Origin of the sequence: Streptomyces boncukensis, assembly GCF_011045075.1 — a bacterium.
In the GTDB taxonomy this organism is placed as follows: domain Bacteria; phylum Actinomycetota; class Actinomycetes; order Streptomycetales; family Streptomycetaceae; genus Streptomyces; species Streptomyces boncukensis.
The window spans coordinates 1-1,885 of the sequence record NZ_JAAKZZ010000865.1 but is presented as its reverse complement, the minus strand read 5'-3'; the positions used below and the strand labels follow the sequence as shown (position 1 = coordinate 1,885).

The window sequence follows — 1,885 nt, the reverse complement described above, 5'->3', positions numbered from 1 at the left end:
GGGGCGGGATGCCGCCCAACTGCCGCCTCGTCTACGGCCACATGGGCACCATCCTCGACCGGGCCCGGCACACCGGCGGTCTGCTGGTCACGGTCAGCTCGACGGCGGCGCTCGAATCCCTGCACCGCTCCGTGCCGACCGCCGTGCTCACCGACCTGGGCGTGCGCGAGGTGCTGGGCAACCACTACTTCCTCGGGTCCGGCTGCCTGACGTCCTGGGACCGGCTCGATGCGGGCCACCTGCCGGAGGGCGACCCCGAGTGGGCCGCACGGCAGGGGGCGGGGGCCGCGACGGCCGGGACCGGCCCGGGGGGCGGTCCCGGCGGCTTCCGCCCGGCGAGGGAGCGCGTATCGGAGCTGGTCGCGCTCTCGCGCGCGGCGGACGGCGGACTGCCGCCGCTCGCGCCGTACTACACGCCCGCGACAGCGCCCGGCTATCTGCCCGGCCTGCTGCGGCGCTACGGGCTGGGCCCGGACGGCGCGCCGCTGGCGGGCGCCGCGGGGGGCGCCGGTGCGGACGGCGGGCCCGGCGTCGTACGGCGGGCGCTGCGGGAGGCCGCGCGCGGCGCGTACCGGCACGGGGTGCAGCGCGTCGCCCCGGTGATCCGCCGGGTGGGGGAGCTGTGACGCGGGCGGCGGGCGGGGCGCCCGCGCAGTTCGATTCGGTCGATTCGGTCAGTCAGTCAGGAGCCAGCATGTCCGCACAGCCCTCCCGCGTCCTCGCGGTGATTCCCGCGCGTGGCGGGTCCAAGGGCGTCTCCGCCAAGAACCTGGCGCCCGTCGGCGGAGTGCCGCTCGTGGCGCGGGCCGCGCGGGAGTGCCTGGCGGCGCGGCACATCACCGATGTCGTCGTCTCCACGGACGACTCCGCCATCGCGGCCGCCGCGCGCGCCGCCGGCGCGGAGGTCGTGGAGCGGCCCGCCGACATCGCGGGCGACCTCGCGAGCAGCGAGGCCGCCGTACTGCACGCCATGGACGTGTTCGAGGAGCGGCACGGCGCGGCGTCGTCCGTGCGCGCCGTCCTGCTGGTGCAGTGCACCAGCCCGTTCCTGCTGCGCGAGGACGTCGGGGACGTCGCCGCCGCGGTGATCGAGGGCGGCGCGGACAGCGCGCTGACGGTCGCGTCGTTCCACGGCTTCGTCTGGCGGGAGCAGGACGCCGCGCCGGCGGAGGGGGCCCGCGGCGTCAACCACGACCGCTCCGTACGGCCGCGCCGCCAGGACCGGCCCGAGGACCTGCTGGAGACGGGCGCCGCGTACGCGATGGACGCAGCCGGGTTCCGCGCCTCGGGGCACCGCTTCTTCGGGCGCACCGAACTCGTACGGACGGACCCGGCGCGCGTCCTGGAGATCGACGACCCGCACGACCTGGCGCGTGCGCGGGCGCTCGCGCCGCTGCTGGACGCGCAGGCACCGAGCGGGCGCGGCGGGACCCTGCCCACGCGGGACGACGTCGACGCGGTCGTACTGGACTTCGACGGCACACAGACCGACGACCGGGTGTACATCGACGCCGAGGGACGCGAGACCGTCGCGGTGCACCGGGGGGACGGACTCGGCGTCGCCGCGCTGCGCCGCGCGGGACTGGAGCTGCTGATCCTCTCGACCGAGCAGAACCCCGTCGTCGCGGCGCGGGCCCGGAAGCTGCGGATCCCGGTGATGCACGGCGTCGACCGGAAGGACCTCGCGCTGAAGCAGTGGTGCGAGGAGCGCGGCGTCGCCCCGGAGCGCGTGCTGTACGTCGGCAACGACGCGAACGACCTGCCGTGCTTCGCGCTGGTCGGCTGGCCCGTCGCGGTCGGCGACGCGCACGACGCCGTACGGGCCGCAGCCGCCGCCGTCACCTCGCGGGGCGGGGGCGCGGGAGCCGTCCGGGAGATCGCGGGG

At 77.1% G+C, this 1,885-nt stretch carries 2 protein-coding genes; both read left to right on the top strand.

Translation table 11 applies throughout. The features are described 5' to 3' along the window. The coding region (locus G5C65_RS36485) for a DUF6716 putative glycosyltransferase (RefSeq protein WP_338146838.1) at window positions 1-626 on the top strand (626 nt) is incomplete at its 5' end. A gap of 68 nt (window positions 627-694) precedes the next feature. Further along, on the top strand, window positions 695-1,885 hold a 1,191-nt coding region (locus G5C65_RS36480), incomplete at its 3' end, for an acylneuraminate cytidylyltransferase (RefSeq protein WP_165303334.1).